We start from the raw sequence: 401 nt of genomic DNA, 5'->3' as shown, positions 1-401 counted from the left end.
GCAACAGTGGTCTGGGCATCTTTTTCAGGGTATTCCACAATTGGTAAAAGAATATCCGGCTTTCTTCCTTTAATCCAAGTCCCGGCCCCAGAATCACCAGTGACGCCTTTTCCAGACAGGCTTTTGCGGCCCCCTCCTCTGAGAAGGATTCCCAGGTATGTACAATGGCTTCTGGTAAAAGGGTCTGAACCACCGGCCTGCTGCCCTCTTCCACCACCAGATCCACCAGCCCCACGCCTGTGCGATACGCTCCCATTCCTGCAAAACAGGGGGCACCTGCCATTCCCAGTGAACCTCCCGCCACCAAAATGCGGCCGTATGAGTACTTATGGGATTGGGGCTGACGGCGAGGATAGGCCTCCAGATCCTCCCAGGTATGGCTCCAATATGTGGGGTTCACC

General features: G+C 55.4%; 1 protein-coding gene. It reads right to left on the bottom strand.

Going from position 1 to position 401, the window contains the following annotated elements; all coding sequences use genetic code 11:
- Positions 1-283, bottom strand: a 283-nt coding sequence (locus K9U40_RS24340) for an NAD(P)H-hydrate dehydratase (protein WP_282892608.1), incomplete at its 3' end; no start/stop codon positions are given.
- Positions 284-401: the final 118 nt, after the last annotated feature.

It is taken from the genome of Xanthobacter autotrophicus, assembly GCF_030015065.1.
Classification (GTDB): domain Bacteria; phylum Pseudomonadota; class Alphaproteobacteria; order Rhizobiales; family Xanthobacteraceae; genus Xanthobacter; species Xanthobacter autotrophicus_D.
Note: the sequence above shows the minus strand (reverse complement) of the source record. Positions and strands in the feature narration are given on the sequence as shown.